Here is a 24,274-nt window from a genome sequence, read left to right as displayed (position 1 = left end):
AGGCTTTGGGGAGAAAAAACAAGGCAAGTCTGTTCGATTCAATTTAATTCCATTTCAGGCGACACAAAGAAATGCCGATACAAAAGTAATAAAGCTAAGGGCGAAGAAAGACGTTTTATTCAAGAGGCCGCCAGAGCCTTTGTCCCAAAAGGGCACGTCTAAATGAAACAGGGTAGATCTATGACACAAGAGAAACGAGAGGCGCGGCGTCCGTGGTTGCTGCTTTCTCCGGCTTTAACAACCATATTTTTTCTTTTGGTAGTGCCGGTAATCTTTGTTGTCGTTTATTCATTTTGGTTACGAACAGCAAGTGGGGCGGATCAGCCGGGATTTTATTTGACCAACTGGGCTGAAGTTCTCACTGATCCTTTTTATCGGGACATCCTGTTTAATACGTTGAAGATCGCAACGATCACGACGGTGCTTTGTGCGATATTGGGATATCCTGCAGCGTACTTCATTGCGCGTTCCCGCAGGAACAAGGCAATGTTATTGATGTGCCTGATGTTGCCGTTTTGGATCAGTTACATAATTCGAACCATGTCCTGGATCAATATTTTGGGTGTTTCCGGGGCATTGAATTCCCTGCTGCTTACAACGGGGCTTATTTCGGAGCCTCTCCAGCTTCTTTATAATGAAGTGACTGTTATTCTGGGGCTAATCCATTTCTTACTGCCCTTTATGATCCTTAACATTTACGTCAGCGTCGAAGGCATTGACGAAACGCTGGAAGATGCAGCCTGTTCGTTGGGTTCCACCAGATGGCAAAGCTTTCTGGAGGTTACGTTGCCTCTATCACTTCCCGGTTTGGCTGCGGGTGGGTTGCTCTGTTTTGTCCTTGGTGCGGGCACTTATATCACGCCCTTGATCTTGGGCGGTCCCACCGACGCTATGTTTGCCAATTTGGTGTTTGAAGCGATTATCACACAGCTGGATTGGCCGTTAGGGTCAGCACTTTCACTTGTTCTTGTCGCGGTATTGGGGACTTTGATCTTTATCTACAACCGTTTCTTTGGGATGTCACAGCTCATGAAGGGGTTAAGCTAATGGGATGGTCGGTTATTCGAGCTTGGACAGCTGTTGTTTATCTGTTCATGTTTCTGCCCGTTGCTGTCGTTGTTTTGCTGAGCTTTAACAGCAATCAGTTTGGCAGTTTTCCGGTGACGGGTTTTTCTTTTCGCTGGTTTATTGAGCTTTGGGAAAACGAAGCAATTCTAAGAGCGTTCAAAACGTCAATGATACTGGGGGCTTTGACGGCTTTAATTTCAACTTTTTTAGGGGTTCTCGCCAGTCTGGCGCTCGTGCGTTATAAAGTGCCCGGGCGGGATTTTATCTCAACACTTTTGATTGCACCGGTTTTGGTGCCAGAGGTTGTTCTTGCCGTTGCTCTTTTGCTTTTCCTTAATTTTCTGTCTTTGCACAAAAGCTTTTTCTTGCTGCTGTTGGGGCATGTGATCTTTACCCTGCCTTTTGTTGTTCTTGTTGTTCAGGCGCGTCTTGTCAGTATTCGCAAAGATTATGAAGAAGCCGCGATGAGCCTTGGGGCCAATCCGATCCAAGCTTTCCTGACCATAACGCTTCCCTTGCTTGCACCAGCTATTTTTGCGGGGATGCTCTTCGCTTTCACGATCAGTTTTGATGACATTACCGGAACCCTTTTCTGGAAACCGGGAGGGATCGAGACTGTGCCGACGCAAATTTTCTCAATGCTGCGGAATTCGATTTCTCCGGAAATCAACGCACTGGGGTCCGTCATGATTATCCTGACGGTGGGATTACCCCTGATCGGGCTTGGTATTGCCCGGCGTATTGCCGCGAAACAAACCTGATCCCTCAACAAGTTTAGTTCTTGAACGTCATAAAAATAATAACCCTTAAAACAGAGAGAAGAAATCATGGACAATTCAAAAAGATATGACCGTTTGCTTGATCGTTATAAAAATGGTGATTTGGATCGACGCTCTTTTCTGGGGCTGATCGGGGCCGCCGGGTTGGCATATGGTGTCAGTACTCCTTTTGCCAAAAATGCTCTATCCGCGGTTAAGGAAGTCCGTTTTGATGGTTGGGGTGGTGTGGTATCCGAAGCCCTCCGTAAACATGCGTTTGACCCCTTTACCAAAGAAACGGGTGTCAAGGTTGTGGACGGCACCTTTGGGAGCGGTGATGAATATATTTCCCGAGTAAAAGCCAGCCAGACAGGCGAATATAATATTGCCCATCTATCAGGGGTCTTTGATTACGCCCGCTATCATGAGCTGGGCCTGACAAGTACCTTGAATGAAAAAAATATTCCGAACCTTAAAAATGTCATTCCGAAGCTGGTTGATGTTTTCCGAGAGGTAACGGATGGCACACTTTCTTGTGTTCCTTTTGATTATGGAACAACAGGTATTGCCTATAATCGCAAACACATTTCCGATGACGAGATGAAGGAAAAGGGTGCAAAGATTCTGCTTGATGAACGCCTGAAAGGTAAAATTGGTGGATGGAGTGATTGGCGCACCCGGATTTGGTATGCGTCTCTTCAGACCGGACAGGACCCGAACAACGCGACCGACATGGATGCGATCTGGGAGGCAATCCGGACACATCGTGATCTGCTTCTGAAATACTGGGGATCAGGGGCTGAACTGATGTCTCTTCTTGCGGAAGAAGAAATCTATGTCACTGAAGCATGGTCAGGACGGGTCTTCGCCCTACAAGAACAGGGGCATGATATCGGTTACATGGATCCACCGAATGGTTTCGGGTGGCAGGAATGCCTTTTTGTGCTCAAAGGCTCACCTATGGAAGAGAGCGAACAGCTTTTGAACTTCATGTTGTCTAAAGAGGCGTCTGTCGCTGTTGCTGAGGGACAAAACTATCCACCTGCCCTAGACCCGGCAAAAGTCGATCTTGGCAAGAAAATTCCGACCTTACCAGCCTTTGATCCAACGGGAACCCTTTCGGGGCTGACCTTTGCCAAATCTGACTATTGGAATGGTAACCAACAGGCATGGTCCAAACAGTTTGGGCGTATTCAAAAGGGTTATTAAACACCTGATTTTGCCTTCCAACTCTTCTCTCTGCCGTAGCTTCTACGGCAGAGAGGCTCTTTAAATACGTTCAGTTTCTGGAGATCTGCTGTGAGTTCCGTCAGCTTGAGAAACGTTGCCAAACGCTTTGCCGGTTTTACGGCTGTCCACCCTCTGGTGTTGGATATTCCCGAGGGTAGCTTTGTTACTTTACTTGGCCCATCGGGTTGCGGGAAAACCACGACACTACGAATGATTGCTGGTCTGCTTGATCCATCCGAAGGTGAAATAAGTATCGGGGATCAGTTGGTTAATAATATTCCGATCCACAAAAGAAATCTTGGGATCGTTTTCCAGAACTATGCCTTGTTTCCGCACAAGACGATTTATGAAAACGTCGCCTTTGGGCTGAAATATCGTAAAGTTCCTGCGGCAGAAGTTGAACATCGGGTGAAGGATGCGCTCGATCTGGTTCAGCTTCCTGATCTGGGTGATCGCTATCCTAGTCAACTGTCAGGGGGGCAACAGCAACGTATTGCTCTGGCACGATCTATTGTGATCAACCCGGATGTATTGTTGCTTGATGAGCCGCTTTCTGCGCTAGATGCCAATCTTCGCGAAGATATGCGGATTGAGCTTAAACGTATTCAGGAAAAAATTGGAATTACCACGGTTTTTGTCACGCATGATCAATCGGAAGCTTTGGCAATGTCAGACAAACTGGTTGTGATGTCCGGGGGGCGTATCGAACAGGTGGGGGCGCCGAAGGATGTGTACGATAATCCCCGTAGTACTTTTGTGGCTGATTTCCTCGGAAGTTCGAACATTCTCCCGGTTGAATGTGAAAAAGCAGATAAAGAAAGAGTTTTGGTCAACGCGGGACAGTTAGGTGTGGTGAGCGTCCCTCGTGAGAAAGCAGCGGACATAGCCGCCCATAAACCAGCCAAACTTGTTATTCGTGCAGAAAAACTTTGTCTTGTACCTGTCGATGCATCGCCTGATCAACGCATGAGTGTAGAGGCCGTTGTTGAAACTGTTGATTATCAAGGGCAGGCCGTGCGGTATTTTGTACGTGTGGGTGATTTACAGTTACAGGCCCTTAACATGATAGAAGATCGTCCGTTTAATGAAGGTGAGACTGTCTCAATACGTTTCAGACCTCAGGACTGTGTTGTTTTGAGGGAAGACAGTTGATGAAAAAAGCAAGACAAAGCCATCTCTTTTATCAATCACATGGTCGCCGGCCGGTTCTGGACCAAGCCAGGGGGATTTACATGTGGGATGTTGATGGCAACCGTTTTCTAGATGGATCATCAGGGGCGATGGTTTGCAACATTGGTCATTCGAATGAAACGGTGTTGGAAGCAATGCGCAGACAAATGGATAAATCAACATTTGGCTATCGTCTGCATTTCGAAACGGAACCTGCTGAACTTCTGGCAAGCAAAGTCGCGGCTTTGTCGCCAGAGGGTTTGGATAAGGTTTTCTTTGTCTCCGGTGGTTCCGAAGCAGTGGAGAGTGCGATTAAGCTTGCACGGCAATACGCACTTTCCATTGGTCAAGGCAAACGCTGGAAGGTGATCTCGCGCTTTCCTAGTTATCATGGATGCACTTTGGGTGCACTGGCGTTGACAGGCTATACATCGTTGACCCAACCCTTTGATCCGATGATGCAGGAAATGCCAAAGATTCCGGCTCCAACGGCCTATCTTGACGGGCGTGATCCGGATGATCCTGCCACAGGACGTTATTATGCAGATATGCTGGAGACCTGTATTCAAGAAGAAGGGCCCGAGAGTGTTTTGGCTTTCATTGTTGAGCCGATCGGGGGGGCTTCTAGCGGGGCATTGGTGCCGCCTGCGGGCTATATGGAACGCATTCGTGAGATCTGCACAGAATATAATATCCTTTTGATCCATGATGAAGTTATGACCGGCGGTGGTCGAACCGGACGGTTCTTTGCCGGGGAACACTGGGGTGTCTCCCCTGACATACTTGTTTTTTCCAAAGGGTTTTCAGCGGGATATGCGCCGCTTGGCGCGATGGTTGCGCACAATGATATTGTTGATGCTGTATTGGCCGATGGAGGCTTTTTACATGGATTTACCTATGCAGGTAACCCGCTAGCCTGTTCCGCGGGACTTGCTGTGATTGAGCAAATTGAGGCTCAAGGCCTGTTAGCAAATGCTGAAAAGGTCGGGGACATTCTGAAGCATCATTTGAGCGGGTTGATGGAGCGCTATTCCTTTATTGGTGATGTTCGGGGGATGGGGCTGCTTCTTGCTTTTGAATTGGTGAGTGATCGGGAAACAATGCAACCGCTTCCTCGTGAAATATCTGCTTTTAATAGGCTGGTTGAAATTGCCTACAGCAATGGTTTGATTATTTATTCACGGCGAACCCGTGGTGGTTTGGAAGGGGATCACTTCCTGGTGTGCCCCCCTATGATAACCTCTGAATCTCAAGTGGAGGAGATTATGGCATTGTTGGTCAAATCTCTCGACACTTTTGAACGCGAAGTTGCCCCCTATATGAAAAAGCAGGGCGGTTTATGAGCAAGATTATCATCAGCTGTGCCATAACAGGTTCCATCCACACGCCGTCTATGTCGCCTTATCTTCCCATCACTGGCGAAAATATTGCTGCCCAGTCAATTACGGCAGCAGAAGCCGGGGCCGCGATTATTCATCTGCACGCCAGAGACCCGGAAACGGGGAAACCATCATCCTCCTATGAGAATTTCATGGGATTTTTGCCGGATATCAATCGGCAATCCGATGCCGTGTTGAACTTATCTACCGGGGGCAGTGCCCTGATGTCTTTGGAGAATCGCTTGGCTGCCCCTTTGCAGATTGAGCCTGAGATGTGTTCATTGAATATGGGGAGTATGAACTTTGCGCTATATCCTGCTGCTGAACGCATAAAAGACTGGAAGTACGATTGGGAAAGATCGTTTCTGGTGAACTCTGATGATCTGGTGTTTAAAAATACCCCACGGGATATTGCTTTTATTCTTTCTGAAATGGGGGAAAAGCGTGGCACTCGGTTTGAGTTTGAGTGCTATGATCTGGGGCATCTTTATATGCTTGAACATTTCGTCAGCCGTGGACTGGTGCGCGGACCACTTTTTATCCAGTTTGTTTTTGGAGTCTTGGGGGGAATGGGGGCAGACCCTGAGAACCTCACTCATATGAAACGAATAGCTGATAAACTTTTTGGTGATAATTATGCCTTCTCGGTATTGGCCGCAGGACGGTATCAGATGCGAATGGCTGCGATGTCGGCAGCTATGGGGGGGCATGTCCGGGTCGGTTTAGAAGATAATCTGACGATTGCAAGGGGGGAATTGGCTGCATCAAACGCGCAACAGGTCGTAAAGGTCAGAGAGATTGTCGAAAATCTGGGCCGTGAGGTCGCGACCGCAGATGACGCGCGTCGTCTCCTTCAGTTGAAGGGGAAGAAGGATGTCAACATTCTGGCATGAATATTATCAGTACCTGTCCACGACGAATTATGTGGTCAAACAAAACATATACCCAAAAAAAATACATGCAAAATGCTAGAGGTAAAATATGAAATATGTCTTTGATGAGCGTCAAAAAAGACATGACCCTAAACACTTTTTTGCGAATGGTACGCCGCTTCCTAATCCTGAACAGCCAGAGCGGGTGAAGCTTTTACTGAAAGGTGCAAAGGCTGCGGGGTGCGACCTCGTGCAAACTGTTGATCATGGTCTGGCACCTATTGCAGCGGTTCATTCCGCAGAATATATCACTTTTTTACAAAATATTCATGAGCGGTGGCAGCGAATAGAGGGGGCTTCGGATGAAGTCATTCCAAATATTCATCCTGCGACCAGAAATGCCAACTATCCGAAGTCTGCAGTTGGACAGGCCGGATATCATCAGGCTGATACAGCTTGCCCCATTTCTTCAGGGACATGGGAAGCTGCTTACTGGTCTGCGCAAACAGCTTTGACAGGGGCGGAGTTGATTGTGGGGGGTGAAAAAGCGGCCTATGCCCTTTGTCGCCCCCCCGGACACCATGCTTTTGCGGACATGGCCGGGGGGTTTTGCTTCTTTAATAATTCAGCTATCGCAGCCGAACAGCTTCTGAAATCAGGGCACAAGCCTGCAATTTTGGACGTAGATGTTCATCATGGGAATGGGACCCAAGGTATTTTCTACGAACGCAAAGATGTTCTGACCCTGTCTATACATGCGGACCCTGATCGTTTTTATCCATTCTTTTGGGGCAGTGCTCAGGAACGGGGCGAGGGGGAAGGACAAGGTTATAATCTCAATTTGCCGTTGCCACGAGGGACGGGGGATGATGCCTATCTTGTTGCCTTGGAGAAAGCTCTTGAGCGGGTAAATACATTTGGGGCTGATGTGCTGGTTGTGGCGCTGGGGCTTGATCCCTACGAAAAAGATCCTCTAAAGGGTTTTTCCATAACAACACCAGGGTTTACCCGAATAGCCAAGGCGATCAACACTCTTGGTATTCCTGTCTTGCTGGTACAGGAAGGTGGGTATCTGTGTGAAGAATTATCAGATAACCTAACATCGTTTTTACTCGGGTTTGACACGACAGGATTATAAACAGGATGAGACATACGTCGGATGTGCTGGTTATCGGTGGGGGAATAGCAGGTATAGGAGCTGCGGCCCAAATAAGTTCGGAAGCAAGTGTTACGGTCTTGGAAACGATGAGTGCTTTTGGATATCACTCTACCGGACGCAGTGCTGCGATCTTCATACGAAATTATGGCAATGCCACATTAAGGGCGTTAAATGCGGTCTCTGAAACAGTATTGTTAGAGCCCGGAGATATTTCAGATCACAGTCTTCTTTCGCCGCGTGGTGTTATGCTTGTCGCGACGGAATCTGAAACCCAGGCGCTGGACCATTATCTAGAAGGATCAGTTGGGATTGAAAGCCTGAGTACGGATCAGGCTGTTGAGCTTGTCCCTATCCTGCGAAAGGAAATGATTGCGGCTGTTGCTTACGAGCCGCGGGCGCAGGACATTGATGTCGACAGGTTGCTGCAGGGTTATGCCCGGATTGTCAAACATAACGGGGGGCAGATCGTAACGAATGCGCCTGCACAGAAAATTTCTCGAAGCAATGGTGTTTGGCAGGTGGAAACACCCGTTGGCATCTATGAAGCAAAAATTCTGATCAATGCTGCTGGTGGGTGGGCTGATGAAGTTGCTGCCATGGCGCAGGTGAATAAAGTTGGTCTGGTGCCGAAACGACGCTCAGCGGCACTTCTACCCGCGCCAGATGGACATGATATCATGAAGTGGCCCCTTTTTGCGAGTGCGTCTGAGCAATGGTACGCAAAGCCAGAGGGGGGGAAGCTGATGGTTTCCCCTGCCGATGAAGATCCTGTGGAACCACATGATGTTTTCGTTGATGATATGGTCCTTGCAGAGGGACTTTACAGATATGAACAGGCTGTGAATGCTCCGGTCACACGGGTTGATAAAAGCTGGGCCGGTCTGCGCAGTTTTGTAAAGGATCAAACACCTGTGGTCGGCTTTGCTCCTGATGCCGAAGACTTTATCTGGGTCGCGGGTCAGGGGGGATACGGCATTCAAACTGCGCCTGCTCTTTCTGGGTATGTCGCGGATATCTGCCTGGGGAGAGGTTCCCAGCTACCCGAGGAAACAATAAAAGCACTCGATCCCGGACGATTCCGGTAATCATATTTCTTTCACACATAAAGGTAATAAAAAAATGACTTCTATTACACGCATCGATCCCGGCAACAGAATGAGCCAGGCCGTTATTCATAATAACACGGTTTGGTTGGCGGGGCAGGTTGGGGTGCCCGGCGAAAGTGTTGCTGACCAGACCACGACAATTTTGAAAAATATAGAAAGCCTTCTCGAAAGAGCGGGATCGGACAAGACCAAAATATTACAGGCAACAATCTGGCTTGCGTCTATGGATGATTTTCAGGAAATGAATGAAGTATGGGATGCCTGGGTGGATAGAGGAAATCCACCAACACGTGCGTGCGGTGAATCAAAGCTTGCTACACCAGATTATACGGTTGAAATTATTGTGGTTGCAGCCGTTTAAGAGAATTTTCAATCTGAAAATGTGATAATTGTATTGTAATAAAGTAAAAGAAAAACCTTCGGCAGTGAATCTAGCTGAGAAGATCAAGGGATGGAGCATAGCTTCATCTCTTGCTGTAATGGGTTCGTTCATTGTTTAACCTTGAACGTCAATATAATTGTTGCCAAGATTCAACGGTAGGAATTGTAAAGCTCAATACAAACTCAAGCAGAATGCTACAGTTATCGGCTTCTTTTTATGGTGGCGAGTATCGTTGTACGAAGTCAACATAAGAGAAATAATTTAGTTAAACTGGTAATGAAGAGCTTTTGAAATGAAAATCAAATCAAATGTTTGGAGGCTTCATGAATTTTAAAAAATCTGCTTATTATTCTATCGAGTTATTGGCGCTTGTGTGCCCCTGAAACTAATAAAAATCCCGGTAAATCAATGAGTTTCTGGGGTTTTTCTTTAATAAGGCTACACTTGGCCTTTACTTCTTATGAATAAAACACTTTTTTTAGCGCTTGAGTGAATTGAACCTCTTTTGGTAGGCTTTGAGTTGGTATTTTTGTCTTTATCGGTTCTGGAATAATTTAGGTCTATGATATATTGTAGAAATAGATTTTTCTTGATATTCAGTTTTTGAATGTCTTGGTGAAGTTTTTAGGTTAATGCCATACGAATGAGCGTTACGTCAAATTTCAAAGGAAATCGACCGAGTTTTTTCTGTTTCTCAAAAAAGCATCAAAGCATGCCGGTATCTTTGTGGGGATGGTAAATTGGTATGTGAAAAGATGTGTTTCTTTGGGAGGGGATTAAGTTAAAACAAGCTCTTTAAAAAAAATATTTGTACTATCTAACGCCAGAGGGTTTAGAAGAAAAGGCTACGTTGACAGCTAATTTTTTAATAATTCCTTTGAGGTTTTTTAAGTTGGCGTGAGCAGTATAGACCGTATTCTAACTCTATTCGGTTAATGAATGGAAAAAATTCTTGTATGGTGATGCGGAACTGATAGTTGCTATGTTGTTGATTTTCAGTGATTTTTTTTCAGAATTAAGTGTTGTTGGTATATGAAATTATTGTTGTATAAGAATGTATTGTGAGGATATTAAAATTGTGGCTGATTTCGAAGGTGTTCTGGAGTTTGCCGCTAATAATAAAATGTATGTAATTATAATATGCCAATATAATTCGTACTTTTTTATTGATAAGAGGTTGATTATGTACTTTTTTGTCTGGTTTTTGACTGTAGAAGATTTATCGTATCGGTTTTTTTACATTAAATAATTTTTGTTACTTGGGGAGAAATTTTTATGCGTTATGCATTAATAGGCGCTGCAGGATATATTGCTCCTAGGCATATGCGAGCTATCAAAGAGACTGATGGGCAGTTGGTTTCGGCCTTTGATCCTAACGATAGCGTAGGGATTATTGATAGCCATTTTCCTGATGCTAGGTTTTTCACAGAGTTTGAGCGTTTTGATCGTCATATTGATAAGTTGAACCGTCGGGGAGATGCAATCAATTTTGTCAGTGTTTGTTCTCCTAATTATCTTCATGATGCGCATTGTCGATTTGGTTTGCGCAGTGGTGCTGATGTTATTTGTGAGAAACCTATGGTATTAAATCCGTGGAATGTTGATGGTCTCTGTGAGATGGAGGAGGTTACAGGGCGTCGTATATATTCAATTCTTCAGTTACGTTTACATCCTGCTATTATCTCATTAAAGAAGAAAATTGAGCAAGATGCTGATAAAATTCACGATGTTGATCTTAGCTACATAACTTCTCGAGGGAGGTGGTATCAAGTATCATGGAAGGGGGATGTACATAAGTCAGGAGGTGTTGCGACTAATATCGGTGTGCATTTTTATGATATGTTGGGATTCCTTTTTGGAAAGTGCTTGAGAAATGTTGTGCATTTAAGAAATGAACATCATGCGGGGGGGTATCTGGAGTTTAAAAGAGCACGCGTGAGGTGGTTTTTATCTGTTGATAGTCGAGATTTACCTGAATCTGTTCAGGGGAAATTGTCAACGTATCGCTCAATAACGGTTGATGGGCGAGAAATAGAGTTTTCAGGGGGATTCACAGATCTGCATACAGAAAGCTATAGGTCTATACTTTCTGGGGAGGGTTTTGGCTTGGATCAGGTGAGGCCATCAATTGAGATTGTCTCTCAAATACGTGATATTAGTCTTGCACCAAAATCTGAAGATGCTCATTTTCTTTCGAGAAGGTATCTTTAAGGATGAGGAGGTCACCTAAAATCCCTGGGGTTAGTATACATGAAAGCTCTTATGTAGATATGCCTGTTCAAATTGGCGAAGGAACAACAATTTGGCATTTCTCGCATATACTGGAGGGGGTGACGATTGGGAAAAATTGTTCGTTTGGCCAGAACGTTGTCGTTGGTCCCGATGTCAGTATTGGTAATGACTGTAAAATTCAAAACAATGTTAGCCTTTATAAGGGAGTTTTGATGGAGGACGGGGTTTTTTGTGGTCCTTCTTGTGTTTTTACAAATGTTATTAATCCTCGCTCTGAAGTAGCTAGGAAGAGCGAGTTTCGTTCTACCGTAATTAAGCGTGGCGCAACGATTGGTGCTAACTCGACGGTTGTTTGTGGCAATGTTTTGGGAGAATACTGCTTTATAGCTGCGGGAGCTGTCATTGTTTCTGATGTTCCTGATTTTGCTCTTATGGCAGGCGTTCCAGCGCGACGCATAGGCTGGATGAGTAAGGCTGGTGGAAAGTTGGGGGAGGACCTTGTGTGCCCTATTGATGGCTCAAGATATATAGAAATTGATAGCCAAACTCTTCAAAGTGTAAAGTGTATATAAATGTCAGAAAAAATTCCATTTATTGATCTAGAGTCCCAACAAGTGGCTATAAAGCCAGCAATTGAAGTTGCAATTTCTAAAGTGTTGACCCATGGCAAGTATATCTTGGGTCCCGAGGTATATGAATTGGAGAAACGTCTTGCAGACTTTTGTGGAGCGAAGAACGTTGTAACATGTGCAAATGGTACCGATGCATTGTCATTAGTACTTATGGCGGAAGGTATTGGTTCTGGTGATGCTGTTTTTGTTCCTGCATTTACCTTTGTCGCAACAGCTGAGGCTGTTGCACAGTTGGGTGCAATTCCTTTTCTGGTTGATATTAGGCCGGATACATACAATATCGACTCTGATAGTTTGGAGAAAGCAGTTTTTGAAGCGAAGAAAAGTGGTTTGAAACCGCAAGCTATTATTGCTGTCGATTTGTTTGGATTGCCTGCCGATTATGATGTCCTTAAAATGTTAGCTGACAGAGAGGAGCTTATTTTAATAAGTGATGCGGCTCAAAGTTTTGGTGCAACTTATAAAGGTCGGTCCGTTGGTACTTTAGCAAGCTATACAACAACTAGCTTTTTTCCGGCAAAACCCTTGGGAGGATATGGTGATGGTGGAGCCGTATTTACTGATGATGACGATAAGGCAGAATTGCTTCGCTCACTTCGTTTCCATGGTAGGGCAGAGGATAAGTACGACAATATTCGAGTTGGTTTGAATAGCAGGTTGGATACTTTGCAGGCTGCAGTGTTACTAGAGAAGTTAAATATTTTTTCCAATGAATTATTAGCTCGTCAGAAGGTTGCAGAACGCTATTCTAACGCTTTAGGAAAAAAAATCATAATCCCCAAAGTCCCAGAAGGACTTAGCTCATCATGGGCACAATACACCGTATGCATAGAAAACCGGGGGGAAGTTTTCGAGGCTGGCAGACAAGCTGGGATACCGACTGCTATATATTATCCTCTTCCGCTTAATAAGCAAACTGGATACGAAACTTGCCCCATCGTTTCAAATGGTGTTTATATGTCGGAATTTCTTTCTGAAAGAGTTTTAAGCTTACCGATGCATCCATATCTTGGGGAGACAGCGCAAGATATGGTAATCTCGATGGTGTTATCTGCAGCGACTTAATGATGTGGAATTCCATACTTAATATTTTTTGTAACTAACTATTTTTAACTGGACACAAACTATTTTTAACTGGACACAAAAATGGATATTCGCGGTAAAAAACTGATTATTGTCGGTGGTGCTGGTCTCATCGGTTCCCACACAGTAGACCTACTTACACAGGAAGATGTCGGTGAGATTGTTATTTATGATAACTTTGCTCGTGGGTCTAATGAAAATATACAAGATGCATTAAAGGATCCCCGTGTTAAAGTCTATGACGCTGGTGGCGACATCTGCCAGACAGATGTACTGGATGCAGCAATTAAAGGCGCTGATGGCGTCTTTCACTTCGCAGCTCTATGGCTTCTTCAGTGCCACGAGTTTCCCCGCTCTGCGTTTAACGTTAACATTAATGGCACCTTCAACGTTCTTGATGCCTGCGTGAAGAATGACGTCAAACGGCTTGTCTACTCCTCTTCAGCTTCAGTTTACGGTGATGCTGTTCGTGAACCAATGGATGAAGACCACCCGTTCAACAACAAGAACTTTTATGGTGCTACAAAGATCGCTGGCGAAGCCATGGCTACAGCCTACCATCACCGCTATGGCCTTCCCATGGTCGGTTTGCGCTACATGAACGTTTATGGCCCTCGTCAAGATTACCACGGTGCCTATATTGCAGTAATCATGAAGATGCTTGATGCCATCGACAAGGGTGACGGTCCGACCATTATGGGGGATGGCAGCGAAGCGTTTGACTTTGTTGCCGTCAAGGATTGCGGCAGAGCAAACGTATGTGCAATGAAAGCAGACAGTGTTGACCGTTTTTATAATGTCGGCACTGGCAAACGTACCTCTTTGAAAGAGCTTGCGGAACTCTTACTTGAGCTGACGGGATGCGACAAGCCTATCAAATATGTTGAGCGAAGTCAGGCAACACTCGTTCGTAACCGTATTGGGTGTCCCAAACGTGCTGCAGAAGAAATCAATTTCACTGCACAACGGGATCTGCGGGAAGGTCTCTTAGAGCTTATTGAGTGGCGCGCGAACCACAAAGCTGACGTTCTCGCTCGTCAAAAAGCCGTCGGTCTAGCATAAGAGGTAGAATACGAATGTCGGAGCCAAAACGAACCATCCATATTTCACTACCTTCTACTGGGGAGGCTGAATGGAATGCTGTACGTGCCCCAATTGAAAGTGGCTGGTTAACCCAGGGGCCTAAGGTTGCTGAATTCGAAAAATCTTTCGCTGAGCGCCATCAGGTTACACATGCTCTTGCCACAACCTCTTGCACGACAGCTCTGCATTTGGCATTGGCTGCAGCTGGCATTGGTCCCGGAGACGAGGTCATTGTTCCAGCCTTTACTTGGGTGGCTACAGCCAACGTCGTTCTCTATTGCGGAGCCATCCCGGTTCTCGTCGATGTATTGCGTGACACTTGCAATATTGACCCCGCGGATGTTGCCCGAAAACTAAGTGAAAAGACCAAAGCAATAATTCCTGTTCATCTTTTCGGCCTCTGTGCCGAAATGGACGAACTGAAAGCAATTCTGCCCGAACATGTTACGATCATCGAAGATGCAGCATGCGCTGCAGGCGCTTCATATCGTGGCGTTCCTGCAGGAGGGCTCGGAGATATGGCTGCCTTTTCATTCCACCCTAGGAAGTCTATTACCACTGGTGAAGGTGGGATGCTGACCAGCAACAATACAACGCTGAGCGAAACAGCAAATATGCTGCGCAACCACGGCGCTTCCTTGTCCGAAGAACAGCGTCATCAAGGTCCCCGCCCCTATCTATTGCCGGATTTCAATCTACTAGGCTTTAACTACCGCATGACAGACCTTCAGGGGGCTGTTGGCATCGTTCAGTTGAAAAAATTGGATCACTTCATTGAAGAGCGTGCTAAATGGGCCGGTTGGTATCGAGAACAGTTGAATGAGATTGACTGGCTGACTTGTCCGAAGGAGCCTGAAAGCGGCCGGCACGCCTGGCAAGCATTTGTTACTTACGTTGATCCTGAAAAAGCCCCTATGCCACGTAACGAAATAATGGACATACTGCAACAAAAGGGTATAGCCACACGGCCAGGAACTCATGCCGTACATATGCTAAGTTACTATGCTGAGCGTTTTGGCTATAAACCTGAGGACTTTCCAGGGGCAAGGGACTGTGATGTCCAAACCATGGCTATCCCTCTCCATAACCGAATGTCACACGAAGACTACACCTACGTCGTAGAAACCATCAAGAATGTCTAATAAATTATCAAAACCAACTTGCCCTCCCTGGTTTTCAGAGCTCTGTGGAATTAAAAATCTGGTTGAAGAACAGGAGTTTCTGATCAACGGCCAAGAGTTTCTTGTGAAGAACGGAATTCCTCGTAGTAAAGCGCTTTTTTCCGCGACTCAAAAGCAGACTGAAGAAGCCTTCGGCTTTAAATGGAAGAAACGCGATACTTTCGAGTCTGAAGCAAGTCTTAAACGTATGCGTGCTTGGCTGAACGAACGCTATGGAACCGCAACGACCATTCCTTGGTTGAATGGCAGTTCTGGATCGAGACCGATTGTTCTGGATGCAGGCTGTGGAGCTGCGATGTCCGGCCTGGAGTACTTCAGCCCAGTGCTGGATAAAATTAACTATCTGGGGGTCGATGTCTCAGAGGCTGCTGATGTTGCCGCAGCACGTTTCGCTGAGAGGGGAGTATCAGCGAGCTTCATGCAAGCAGACATCTCCAATCTTCCTTTCGCTCCAGCAAGTCTCGATATCGTTTTCTCTGAAGGTGTTCTCCACCACACGGATTCAACAGAAAACGCAATCAAGTCTATCGCGCCACTGATAAAATCCGGTGGACACTTCATGTTCTATGTATACAAGACAAAGGGGCCCGTACGAGAGTTCACCGACGATTACATTCGGACACAGCTGCAAGATATGAGCATGCAAGAAGCGTGGGATGCAATGATGCCTCTCACCGAGCTTGGCAACCTGCTGGGTGAACTGAACATAGAGATTGACATCCCTAGGGAAATCGATCTGTTGGACCTCCCTTCTGGCCGCATTAATCTGCAACGCCTTTTCTATTGGCATGTATTCAAGGCATTCCACCATCCTGATTTGTCCCTTGAAGAGATGAATCATATCAATTATGACTGGTACGCGCCTGCAAATGCCTATCGCCAAACACCGGAAGAGGTGCGTACTTGGTGCCAAGAAGCTGGACTTAAGGTCGAACATGAAGTCGTTGAAGATGCTGGAATTACCATCATTGCCGAAAAACAAGCTAACGAAAATTGGATAGATAATTAATGTGCGGACTCGCGGGCGTACTCAATTCCAACTCTGAACCTGCATCGGTAATTCGGCTACAAGCAATGACCAATGCAATCGCTCACCGTGGGCCGGATGGTGAAGGGCATTTCATCGATGGCCCTCTGGGGTTGGGACACCGCCGTCTCGCGATCATTGACCTTTCCCCCGCGGGCCATCAGCCAATGGAGACATCCGACGGCCGTTATGTTATTGCTTACAATGGGGAAGTTTATAATTTTCAAGAACTTCGACAAGAACTGGAAGCTCAAGGACGACAGTTCCACTCACGCACGGATAGTGAAGTTGTTCTTAATGCCTATGCTGAATGGGGGGCTAAAGCTCTTAATAAACTGAACGGGATGTTCGCATTTGCGATATGGGATCGTAAAGAGCGACAGCTGTTTCTTGCACGTGACCGCTACGGCATCAAGCCGCTTTACTATACCTTAACAAATGGCTTATTTGCGTTCGCTTCTGAGATTAAAGCACTTTTTGCTCATCCTGACATAAAGCCACGCATGGATAAAAAGGGTTTATTAGAATATCTCACATTCCAGAATTTTTTCACCGACCGTACATTATTTAGCGATATACAGCTTCTGCCGGCGGGAACCTACATGGCAGTGGATGAAAGCCATGCTTTTAAAACTACGCGCTATTGGGACTATAGCTTCACCGAACCGGAATCCCCTGCCAATGAGCAAGAATATATCGAAGAACTCAGTCGCCTCTTTAGCCAGGCCGTCAGTCGCCAGCTGGTCAGTGATGTAGAAGTCGGTGCCTATCTGTCCGGCGGCATGGACTCCGGCTCTGTAACGGCTCTAGCTGCGCAAGAGTTACCCTATATTCGAACCTTCACCACCGGTTTCGATCTTAATTCAGTCTCTGGCATCGAACTTGGCTTCGACGAGCGCGCCAAAGCTGAACACATGTCTTATCTACTGAAGACCGAGCACTACGAAATGGTGCTCAAGGCCGGGGACATGGAACGAATCATGCCCCAGCTAGCCTACCATATGGAAGAACCGCGCGTGGGACAAAGTTACCCAAACTACTATGCTGCTAAACTGGCAAGTAAATTCGGTAAAGTTGTGCTTTCAGGCACTGGCGGAGATGAACTCTTCGCTGGGTATCCTTGGCGTTATTACCGTGCTGTGGTTAACGATGATTTCGATCACTATATTGATAAGTATTACTCATTTTGGCAGCGCCTGATCCCCAATCAGGATATCAAAAGAGTCTTCAAACCAATTGCAAATGATGTTGAGGACGTTTGGACCCGCGATATCTTTAAATCGGTTTTTGTTGAGCACGCTGATCAGTTGACACGACCAGAAGATTACATCAACCATTCACTCTACTTTGAGGCCAAAACCTTTATGCATGGCCTTCTGGTTGTAGAGGATAAATTAAGTATGGCCCATGGTCTGGAAACGCGCGTGCCTTTCTTAGACAATGATTTGGTCGATTTTGCCATGAAGGTGCCTGTGTCACTAAAACTTGGCAATTTGGGGGAAGTTGTGCGTCTTAATGAAAACGACGCGGGACGCAAGACGCAGCAATATTTCCAAAAAACCAAGGATGGTAAGCTGCTTCTTCGCAAGGCTATGAAGCGATACATTCCTAGTGAAGTGACCGAACGCGAGAAGCAAGGTTTCTCAGCGCCAGACGCGAGTTGGTTTCGAGGGGAAAGTATTGACTATGTTCGTAATCGCATAATTCGAAATGATGCGTACATATATAATTACTTGGACCGAGAGGCTGTGCAAAATTTGGTGGAAGACCATCTACAGGGTAAGGCAAACAGGCGTTTACTTATCTGGTCACTTCTGAGTATTGAAGAAATGCTGAATACTTTCCCAATGAAGTAGGTGGAACTATGACACCAGAAGAACTAAAAAAAATATCATCTTTACTCTACCAGAGGTGTGAAGAAGAGTTGGGTGATATGTTTGACCGATCATTACCTTTTGCAGACTCTATTCTCCGAAATCGATGGGGGCGCGCGAAGCGTTTAGGCTTTGGAGAAGGCGCCAGCATCTACGACAGTGCAATGGTTTTCGGGGATGTCAAAGTTGGAGAAAAGACTTGGATTGGGCCGGGAACAATCCTTGATGGTACAGGAGGAGGGCTGAATATTGGGTCATATTGCTCAATTGCTGCTGGAGTACATCTTTATACCCATGATACCGTTTTGTGGGCAGTCTCTCTTGGTAAAGCCCCTCGTCGAAAGGCTGAAATCTCCATTGGGGATGGATGTCACCTAGGCGCCCAATCTATTGTCCTGCCCGGTGTAACAATTGGCTCTCAATGCGTTGTCGCAGCAAATTCTGTGGTGAACAAGGCTATACCTCCTCGTACGGTGGTCGGTGGATCCCCTGCCCGCGTCATAGGAATAATCGAAGGAGAGAATGAGGATATCCATATAAAAATTAAAACGGGTGTTTCTCTCCCTGAGTGGGAAGGAGATGAAGGATGAAAATTGGTCTGCTCTCTGATGCACATGGTCATTGCCCAGCCTTTGAACGTGGCTTGAGTCTTTTGAAAGCTGCAGGAGCAGAACAGATTTATTTCCTTGGTGACAGCATTGGTTATATTGCTGATAAACAGGTGGTTCAACTTATTCGCAACAGTGATATCCAGGCTGTCAGAGGAAATCACGAAGCCATGCTTAACGAACCACCAGAGGACAGTGAAGGCATCTACCAGATCAAACGCTGCCGAGATCAGTTGAGTGATGAAGAGGTTGATTTCCTGACTTCTCTACCGGAAAAACTTGAGATTCAGATTGGTGATCTCAATTTGCTAATGTGCCATGGTGCTCCCGATAATCTCTTGTTTGGCTATCTTTATCCTGATACAGACTTGGAGAAGTATAACGATTTGCCCTATGACGTATGCATCTCTGGGCACACACATCGCCCCATGCATCGAACAAACAGTGCAGGGAGGGTTTTTTTGAATCCTGGCTCATGTGGAATGCCACGTGATACTGGAAAATTTGGGTCGGTCGCTATTTTTGACGCCGACACTATGGGGGTTCAAATCATCCGATATGATATTTCTGACATTACGTCCGTTTGGCTTCAAAAGTGTGCTCCTGTTCACGAAGTTGTGGCTGGACTTTTTAAACGAAAGGTGAGTAGCGCGATACTCGGCAAGGTCTACGAATGAACGACAAGATTAATGTACTAATCACCGCGATTGGCGGGGGTGGCCATGGTGAACAAATTCTGAAAGCACTAAAGTGGGCTGATGGGGATCGTTACCGTATATTTGGCGGGGACATGAATCGAAACTGCCCACAGTTTAACTATGTTGATAAAGCTATTACTCTTCCATCTGCAACATCTCCCGAGTTTATCGATTCTGTATTAAAAATATGTAAGGCTCACGATATTTGTGCGGTATTTCACGGATGTGAACCCGAACTTCTTGCGTACAGTCGAGCGCGCGATAGATTCGGGTCAGAAGGTATACTGCTACCTATCAATAAGGCTGAAGTAATCGAGATGTGCTTAGATAAGGTTCGTTCTTCAGAGTTTTTGCAGTCGGTTGGTTTCGCCCCCCCTCGCTATATTCTTGCTGAAAATGCAGAAGACGCAAAATCACTCGAACTTTTTCCTCTTATAGTCAAGCCCCATGTCGGATCAGGAGGCTCCAAAGACTGCTATATTGTTCAAAACAATGCTGAATTAGACGCAGTATTCGTTCTATTACACGCGAGTGCAGAAAACCCAATCATGGTACAGGAGTATGTCGGAACACCTCAAACTGAGTATACAGTCGGTGTTCTTCACGACCTTGATGGAAACTTTATCAACTCAATTGCCGTTCGGCGGGAGTTAAAGAGCGCTCTTAATCTTCGCATATCCACTCCTAACAACACTGGCAAAGAAGAATTAGGGCAGCATCTGGTTATTAGTTCCGGTATTAGTATGGGGGAAGTTTGCGATGATCGTGAAGTCCTTCAAACCTGCGAGAAAATTGCTGCCGCTTTAGATGTACGCGGAGCAATCAATATTCAAGGGCGTATGACGCCAAACGGCTTCAAAACCTTTGAAATCAACCCGCGCTTCTCTGGCACAACATCAATTCGCGCAATGATGGACTATAACGAGCCAGACATCCTACTGCGTAAACACGTTTTTGGTGAAAAAATATCTCCTCGTTTTTCCTACAACAAAGGATTTGTTTTACGATCTTTAATTGAGAGTAAAGCTTCTGAACAAACAGTCCGCCTATGGAGCGAATATTAAATGACAAAATTAGAAACGTGCCCAGTATGTGACGCACCGAAGTTGGTGGCTTTGGCGGGGTTTTCTTTCTCTATTTCTAGTGATAGTGAAGCTTCTTCTGTCGCAATCCAAAACCTGCAGTGCCGCTCTTGTGGATCAGTTGTTAATCAAGGCGGTACAAGAGAAGATACATCACGTTTCTACACCGAAACTTATGCACTACTAAACGATTCTGTGAATGCACAATTCAACTATACATCCAGTAGCAAGGCCGTAGGCCGTGACCTCAATGATGAAATGTTGGATTTTATTGATGAAAAAGTTGGAATTCCGACAACAGGTTGTTTACTTGAAGTGGGCGCAGGTAAGGGGCTCTTTATGCGAAGCTTTCAAAATAAATACCCGGGCTGGGAGCTTGCCGCAGTCGAGCCTAGCGCAAACGCACGTAGTGTCTTTCGTCGAATTTTACCGAATGTTAACATACACGAAGGCACACTAGAAAACAGTCCATATCTGAATGACAAGTTTAATCTTGTTGTCAGTGTTGGAGTTGTTGAACACGTCCCCCAACCAACAGAATTCGTCAAGCAACTACTTGATCTTATTTCGGATGGTGATCATCTTTTCCTCTCGGTTCCAAATTTTGAAAACAATCCATCCGACCTGATTGTTTATGATCACTTGACTCGTTTTTCCCCGTCTACCTTCCGCTACATGATTGAGAGAGCGGGTGGTAAGATTGTCAATTCCTTTATCGATAACTCAAGAGTCCCAATGTGGGCAGTGATCAAAAAACGGACCGATACGTCCTCACCACGTAAACCCGACATCAAGACGGAAGAGGAAATTGCAAAGGCTTCGGTGGTTTGGTTAGAGTATGCCCTCAGTTGCTATAAATCCTTGGGCTTAGAAGTTCGTCGTAATCCAAGAAAAATAGGTATTTATGGCACAGGCGTACTAGGCTTGGCCGCCATCTCTTCAGGCTTATTACCCGCAGATTCAGTGACCTGTTTCGTTGATGACAATATCCATATCCAAGGAAGCCAAAGGCTAGGTAAACCTATTGTTTCTCTTGCACAAATGAAAGAGCTTGGAGTTACAGATGTCATTTTTTCTGCCAATCCTTGTTATTTAAAAACAATGGAAGCTAAAATTGCACAAACTGATGAAAAAATTCAATCTTGGAGCATACGCCCCTAAGGGTGCGGAACTAACCGAATGAAGAGAAACCTGCTTGTCGTCTTTGACCTGCTAACGGCTACACTAATGCTTCTCTTCACCGCTATAGGCATTTTTCTACTTAGCATTTTTCGCCACAAGGCCTCACCTCAAACCCCCAAAGATCCAAGGCTTTTATATATTGGTTATACAGGGTTAGCAGAAGCGCGTGCCAAGGGACTTCTGCTAACCCCTAATGCCGCGGATATGACCTACAATCCTGCGCAAATTCTCCCAAAGGTAACAGTCGTCATCCCACTCGGGAAAGAAAATGTTGTAGAGCAGCTCTCCCAAACCGTTCATTTCGTCGAATTGGTTCCCCCAAACTTTCCTGCGTGGCTTTCGTTGACACGTAAAGCAATACGACTGATTTTTGCATTTATAAAATGTCATTCTTTAGCACTAGAACACGATGTCATCATGCTTGGTGGACCTCATAATCAAGCAGTAGTTGGCCTGTTATTGAAACTCACCACTCGCCACCGAATTGTCAGTTTTATTGAAGCCTTTTGGGAGGACATTCTACAGCATCAAGAAGGTTATAGTACTCTTCTCCAGAAAACCTTAAAAATTTGGTATCGTATTGTCTATCGTGTTTTCGACGCATACGTTGGAGCTCCCTCCTTCCGTAAAGATTTCTACCTGTCTCTAGGCATGAAAGAAGACAAAATCTGGCCCTACTTACATCAACTAGATATTTCTGCCCTCAATACGGCCAAACAATATATCGATCTACCTGCGGAACTTAGACACTTTTCTAAACCTTGGATTTTATTTGTTGGTCGCTTTGAAGAAGAAAAACACCCAGTAGACTGCATACAACTAGCACAACGACTAGATGATCAAGGGTTAGATTTCACACTAATTATGGCTGGTGGAGGAACACTAAAGCCGCACCTTGTGGGCTTGGTGGCCGAACAAGGGCTGCAGGATAAAATCAAGATATTTGATGCATTACCTAACTCTGTAGTTTTTAGGATCGCTTGTAATGCAGACTATTGTTTTGCTCCCTATAGTGGTACAGCGTTAGCAGAAGCACTATATGCTGGTTGCTGCATAGTTGCATACGATAATCTCCCCCATAGAGCTATTGCAGGAGACGGTCCAATAATCTTTATTCCGGATAGAGATCTGGAAGCTGCAGCGACTGTTTTCAAAGACCTATTGGAAGAAGAAACAAGTGCAGCCAATTTCCAACAAAAATCCGCTGACTACGCTAAGGAAAAATGGAATATAGAAGCTATTGGCTTAGCATATCGAAATCCCTTGATTGGTAAAACAGGTACCCTCCTATGAATTTGCGGCAGCGAATAGTCCGAATTATTGAATTATATCAATCGTGGAATACACGAATTTCACCTGACACAGCTTTTTTTGACAGCAAGGCGGGGATTTTCCATTTTTCAGGATCTTGGCGGGATATTGGAAAACAATTAGCACAAACTTCCAGCGAAGCTCGTCATAGGAATTTGTTCAGTCAAATCATTGAAAACCTTAGAAGCACACAAGATAACACTCTTAGAAAAAGAGCAAATGTCCTACAAAAAAGCATAAAAAAAAGTTTCCCCCAGTATTCTGATTTACTTTGTGGCTGGTCTAAATATTTAGGCCTTGACGAGCAAGAAGGGGTAATGTTGGCTGTCTGGCCCTTATTGGCTAACCCAGAAATTAACAACCTTATCTCATGCGGAGCGTACGCTCTGCTAGATGGAAAAGGAAGGTGCACTTCCCTAGGCGGTAATTTGGACTTAGGGCCAACCGTGATCTCAGCACCAGCGCTATTTTCCCCAAATGGCGGCCCTCAGATCCTGGCTCACTTCGCACTGGGGCTTCCTTGGCCTACAATAGGTGTCAATCAATATGGTCTGGCTGTAATGGGAGCTTCTGTTAATACCCTTGCAGTGCCTCCCCTATTCCAGCAAGATGAAATTCTCCCTGTGTACCTTCTCCCGTTCTGGATACTTGTGCATGGATATAACACTCGTCAGACAATGTTCTTATTAGAACAGAATCGCTTGTTTGAACCATTGAATGGAGGAGCAAACCTTCTTATCACTGACAAAGATGGTGAACTTGCCCAAGCGGAAATATCAAGCGGATCACGACAAGTTTCATTTATAAAATCAGATGCAGGTATTGCGGTTAATCACTTTCTCGCTCAAGAAATGCAACCTTTAAACGACACGAACTCAAGTAATACGCGATTGCTCCTCAAATTGTCACATGAGCGTTATGATTTTGCTCGCAATCTAGCGCCTAAGACCCCTGAAGACTTAGAAGTATTGTTACGCTCCACCCAAGGCACAGGGGCTTGGTGCAGATATGGGAAAACACCAGATATTGGTTGGACATCAGCCTCATACTTAATCGATTTTAGGAAGGGAGTCTTTAAATCATGGAATGGTTCAGTCCCCTCTCGCCCCAAATGTCGGGAAATTCATTTAGAGGATATATTTGATCGTGCATAATTC

Annotated in this window: 22 protein-coding genes; all 22 read left to right on the top strand. The window is 45.5% G+C overall.

From position 1 onward, the window contains the following. Nucleotides 1–180: 180 nt before the first annotated feature. The 22 genes from WH95_RS10230 to WH95_RS10120 all read left to right on the top strand — a co-directional run bounded on the left by WH95_RS10230 (nt 181) and on the right by WH95_RS10120 (nt 24,271). Nucleotides 181–1,047 carry an ABC transporter permease gene (locus WH95_RS10230; RefSeq protein ID WP_046506569.1) on the top strand — a complete coding sequence of 289 codons (867 nt, stop codon included), beginning with the start codon at nt 181–183 and terminating at the stop codon, nt 1,045–1,047. Next, a complete protein-coding gene (locus WH95_RS10225; protein WP_046506512.1) occupies nt 1,047–1,829 on the top strand; it encodes an ABC transporter permease in 783 nt (260 codons plus the stop codon). Before WH95_RS10230 ends, WH95_RS10225 begins: the two co-directional genes overlap by 1 nt. A 66-nt stretch (nt 1,830–1,895) precedes the next feature. Beyond that, complete coding sequence (locus tag WH95_RS10220; protein WP_046506509.1) at nt 1,896–3,035, top strand: ABC transporter substrate-binding protein; 1,140 nt, start codon at nt 1,896–1,898, stop codon at nt 3,033–3,035. Nucleotides 3,036–3,125: 90 nt separating this feature from the next. Then, nucleotides 3,126–4,208 carry an ABC transporter ATP-binding protein gene (locus tag WH95_RS10215; protein ID WP_046506505.1) on the top strand — a complete coding sequence of 361 codons (1,083 nt, stop codon included), beginning with the start codon at nt 3,126–3,128 and terminating at the stop codon, nt 4,206–4,208. Continuing rightward, complete coding sequence (locus WH95_RS10210) at nt 4,208–5,569, top strand: aminotransferase family protein (protein ID WP_046506502.1); 1,362 nt, start codon at nt 4,208–4,210, stop codon at nt 5,567–5,569. Before WH95_RS10215 ends, WH95_RS10210 begins: the two co-directional genes overlap by 1 nt. Then, nucleotides 5,566–6,498 carry a BKACE family enzyme gene (locus tag WH95_RS10205; protein ID WP_046506500.1) on the top strand — a complete coding sequence of 311 codons (933 nt, stop codon included), beginning with the start codon at nt 5,566–5,568 and terminating at the stop codon, nt 6,496–6,498. Before WH95_RS10210 ends, WH95_RS10205 begins: the two co-directional genes overlap by 4 nt. Before the next feature lie 88 nt (nt 6,499–6,586). Further along, complete coding sequence (locus WH95_RS10200; protein ID WP_046506497.1) at nt 6,587–7,615, top strand: histone deacetylase family protein; 1,029 nt, start codon at nt 6,587–6,589, stop codon at nt 7,613–7,615. Nucleotides 7,616–7,620: 5 nt separating this feature from the next. Further along, on the top strand, nt 7,621–8,721 hold the full coding sequence (locus WH95_RS10195) for an NAD(P)/FAD-dependent oxidoreductase (RefSeq protein ID WP_046506494.1): 1,101 nt from the start codon (nt 7,621–7,623) through the stop codon (nt 8,719–8,721). A 34-nt stretch (nt 8,722–8,755) separates the two neighbouring features. Then, nucleotides 8,756–9,103 (top strand): RidA family protein, encoded by a 348-nt coding sequence (locus WH95_RS10190; RefSeq protein WP_046506491.1) that lies wholly within the window; start codon nt 8,756–8,758, stop codon nt 9,101–9,103. A 1,296-nt stretch (nt 9,104–10,399) separates the two neighbouring features. Next, nucleotides 10,400–11,335 carry a Gfo/Idh/MocA family oxidoreductase gene (locus WH95_RS10180; protein WP_046506485.1) on the top strand — a complete coding sequence of 312 codons (936 nt, stop codon included), beginning with the start codon at nt 10,400–10,402 and terminating at the stop codon, nt 11,333–11,335. Nucleotides 11,336–11,394: 59 nt separating this feature from the next. Continuing rightward, a complete protein-coding gene (locus tag WH95_RS10175; protein ID WP_245622963.1) occupies nt 11,395–11,928 on the top strand; it encodes an acyltransferase in 534 nt (177 codons plus the stop codon). Next, nucleotides 11,929–13,053, top strand: a complete 1,125-nt coding sequence (locus WH95_RS10170) for a DegT/DnrJ/EryC1/StrS family aminotransferase (RefSeq protein WP_046506478.1) — start codon at nt 11,929–11,931, stop codon at nt 13,051–13,053. Nucleotides 13,054–13,134: 81 nt separating this feature from the next. Continuing rightward, entirely contained in the window at nt 13,135–14,133 is a 999-nt protein-coding gene (locus WH95_RS10165) for an NAD-dependent epimerase/dehydratase family protein (RefSeq protein WP_046506475.1), read from the top strand. 14 nt (nt 14,134–14,147) lie between these two features. Further along, nucleotides 14,148–15,296, top strand: coding sequence for a DegT/DnrJ/EryC1/StrS family aminotransferase (locus tag WH95_RS10160; RefSeq protein ID WP_046506472.1), 1,149 nt, complete (start codon nt 14,148–14,150; stop codon nt 15,294–15,296). After that, a complete protein-coding gene (locus tag WH95_RS10155) occupies nt 15,289–16,344 on the top strand; it encodes a class I SAM-dependent methyltransferase (RefSeq protein WP_046506469.1) in 1,056 nt (351 codons plus the stop codon). Before WH95_RS10160 ends, WH95_RS10155 begins: the two co-directional genes overlap by 8 nt. After that, nucleotides 16,344–18,218 (top strand): asparagine synthase (glutamine-hydrolyzing), encoded by a 1,875-nt coding sequence (gene asnB / locus WH95_RS10150; RefSeq protein WP_046506466.1) that lies wholly within the window; start codon nt 16,344–16,346, stop codon nt 18,216–18,218. The genes WH95_RS10155 and asnB overlap by 1 nt, the downstream gene beginning before the upstream one ends. An 8-nt stretch (nt 18,219–18,226) precedes the next feature. Then, on the top strand, nt 18,227–18,826 hold the full coding sequence (locus WH95_RS10145) for an acyltransferase (protein WP_046506463.1): 600 nt from the start codon (nt 18,227–18,229) through the stop codon (nt 18,824–18,826). Then, on the top strand, nt 18,823–19,521 hold the full coding sequence (locus WH95_RS10140) for a metallophosphoesterase family protein (RefSeq protein WP_046506460.1): 699 nt from the start codon (nt 18,823–18,825) through the stop codon (nt 19,519–19,521). The genes WH95_RS10145 and WH95_RS10140 overlap by 4 nt, the downstream gene beginning before the upstream one ends. Continuing rightward, the gene (locus WH95_RS10135) at nt 19,518–20,606 is read left to right on the top strand and encodes an ATP-grasp domain-containing protein (RefSeq protein ID WP_046506458.1); all 1,089 of its coding nucleotides are present in this window, start codon (nt 19,518–19,520) and stop codon (nt 20,604–20,606) included. The genes WH95_RS10140 and WH95_RS10135 overlap by 4 nt, the downstream gene beginning before the upstream one ends. Next, the gene (locus tag WH95_RS10130; protein WP_046506455.1) at nt 20,607–21,785 is read left to right on the top strand and encodes a class I SAM-dependent methyltransferase; all 1,179 of its coding nucleotides are present in this window, start codon (nt 20,607–20,609) and stop codon (nt 21,783–21,785) included. A gap of 18 nt (nt 21,786–21,803) precedes the next feature. Further along, nucleotides 21,804–23,099: a glycosyltransferase gene (locus WH95_RS10125; RefSeq protein WP_046506453.1), complete on the top strand. Its 1,296-nt coding sequence runs from the start codon at nt 21,804–21,806 to the stop codon at nt 23,097–23,099. Further along, entirely contained in the window at nt 23,096–24,271 is a 1,176-nt protein-coding gene (locus WH95_RS10120; RefSeq protein WP_046506449.1) for a carcinine hydrolase/isopenicillin-N N-acyltransferase family protein, read from the top strand. The genes WH95_RS10125 and WH95_RS10120 overlap by 4 nt, the downstream gene beginning before the upstream one ends. Nucleotides 24,272–24,274 lie beyond the last annotated feature (3 nt).

This window comes from Kiloniella litopenaei (assembly GCF_000982415.1).
Lineage (GTDB): Bacteria > Pseudomonadota > Alphaproteobacteria > Kiloniellales > Kiloniellaceae > Kiloniella > Kiloniella litopenaei.
This window is presented reverse-complemented; position numbering and strand designations above follow the sequence as displayed.